Origin of the sequence: Trichococcus sp., assembly GCF_049589555.1 — a bacterium.
In the GTDB taxonomy this organism is placed as follows: Bacteria; Bacillota; Bacilli; order Lactobacillales; family Aerococcaceae; genus Trichococcus.
On sequence record NZ_JBAWAZ010000211.1, the window covers coordinates 1 to 1,874 of the forward strand.

2 protein-coding genes and 1 pseudogene are annotated in these 1,874 nt (G+C 43.2%); all 3 read left to right on the plus strand.

Annotated features, from left to right (window positions below):
* A pseudogene (locus tag WBV27_RS08005) lies at positions 1 to 102 on the plus strand (protein adenylyltransferase Fic); the annotation flags it as partial.
* Positions 103 to 560: 458 nt separating this feature from the next.
* Positions 561 to 932, plus strand: a complete 372-nt coding sequence (locus WBV27_RS08010) for a nuclear transport factor 2 family protein (protein WP_424200988.1) — start codon at positions 561 to 563, stop codon at positions 930 to 932.
* Between the two features lie 57 nt (positions 933 to 989).
* Entirely contained in the window at positions 990 to 1,568 is a 579-nt protein-coding gene (locus WBV27_RS08015; protein WP_424200990.1) for a TMEM175 family protein, read from the plus strand.
* The last annotated feature ends 306 nt before the right edge of the window (positions 1,569 to 1,874 follow it).

Genomic DNA, 1,874 nt, shown 5'->3' on the forward strand with positions numbered 1-1,874 from the left:
GCCTTGACTGCGTCAATTGATGATCGGGAAGTCTATATGAAAGGTATTGATGTCAGTTACTATTACGAGGGATTTACAGAATATACTACTGATGATTTATAAAGGTGTAGCGAAAAGTTAGTGAGAAAATAATTTTTCAAAACGGAGTACGTGTCCTTATCTCCAATGAAGGTTGCCTCGCCGGAGAAAAATGAGCAAACCCGAACATCTGAATGCAAAAAAACAAGCAGAAACGTTGATAAGCGTTTCTGCTTGTTTTTAGTGGTTAAACCGATTTCTCTTATGCCAGCTCGCGTGTTTCGGTGATCAGGAAGTGGGAACTGCTTGGCCCGTTGCCAAAATTATGTTCCTGCACTAAATCGCGATATAATTCTAGTTGAAAAGTACTGTGAAATCTATTCTTCAAGACCCATTTTAGGCGAGAGTTCACTCTAGCAATCGCTGACCCGTTATATCAAAAATGGCCATTAATTGTTTACTCTTGACTTGGAGTCAACTCCAAGTCCTATACTTGCATTAATCAAAAAGATTCAACGATTATAGAAACAGGAGAAGAGGACATGAACATGGATGAACAACAAATTATTGAATTGTACCGCGCGGTGAATCAAGCGATGGTTGCCAAAGACATAGACAAGCTGGATCGGATTCTTGCGGACGGCATGCATCTGATCCATATGACCGGATATGACCAGACTAAAGACGAATGGTTTGCACAAATCAGAAGCGAACAGATGCGCTATTATTCAACCAAAGAAGAGAACATCAAGGACATCAAGATTGAGGGCAATAAAGCTAGCTTCATCGGGCAAAGCAGAGTGGATGCGCGCATCTATGGCTCACGGCACACTTGGAGACTTCAAGTTAAAAATTTTTTTGAAAAGCGGAACGGGGAATGGATTATTGTCCGGCAAGAAGCCAGCACTTACTAAAGCCTGCTGCGTTTCAGCAGATTGGATCCATCAAGATGACCAAAAGGGGAAATGAATATGGATAAGGACAGATTGATCGCATTTACGGATGCGATTCTGGCTATCATCATGACTATTCTGGTTTTGGAGTTGCAGGAACCGGAGACCCTCAGTTTACAAGGGTTGTGGGCGCTGAAAGGCAGTTATTCAGCCTACACGCTGTCGTTCTTTTGGCTCGGGACGATGTGGATCGGCTTGCACAATGAGTGGCAGGACGTTAAGAAGATATCCATACCGGTCATTTGGTACAGCTTGTCCATCCTCTTCTTCTCATCGCTCTTTCCTTATGTGACGAAAATCGTCAGCAACCATTTCGATGATTCCTTTGCCCAAGGGCTGTATGGCGTCATCGTAGTGCTGACCACTTTCAGCAATATTTTGTTGAGTGATTCGCTGGTGAAGGCGAATGCTGAAAATGAGGTGCTCCGGAGAAAAATTTCGTTCCGGAAAAGGTGGCTGACCATCGATCTGCTGATAAAAGGCATAGGCTTCATCATCGCCATCACCGTCTATCCGCCTGCCATGATGATCAGTGTTCTGTTGGTTGCGGTATTTCTTGCCCTGCCTGCCCATATGAAAGAAGTGGAACATCTATAAGAAAAACACTTCCTGATTATCAGGAGGTGTTTTTCGCTTTATACCATGCGAAATCGGCGGGATTATACGGCACCTTTTTGAAATGAATTGTTTTGCAGAAATGTTTGCGATTGACTTGGAGTGAACTTCATGGTCTACACTAAGGATATCGAATAGAAGAAAAGGGGTTTTTGACATGAAAATATTGATTTTAGGAGCCGCAGGACAAATCTCGAAAATGTTAGCTAACAGATTATTGCAGGAAACCGATGCAGAATTAGTACTGTATGCCCGCAATGCGAACAGACGAATCGCCAACAGTGACCC

What these genes read in the sequence shown, in the direction of transcription:
- WBV27_RS08015 (WP_424200990.1), top strand. Translation starts at nt 990, where the DNA reads ATGGATAAGGACAGATTGATCGCATTTACGGATGCGATTCTGGCTATC.
- WBV27_RS08010 (WP_424200988.1), top strand. Translation starts at nt 561, where the DNA reads ATGAACATGGATGAACAACAAATTATTGAATTGTACCGCGCGGTGAAT.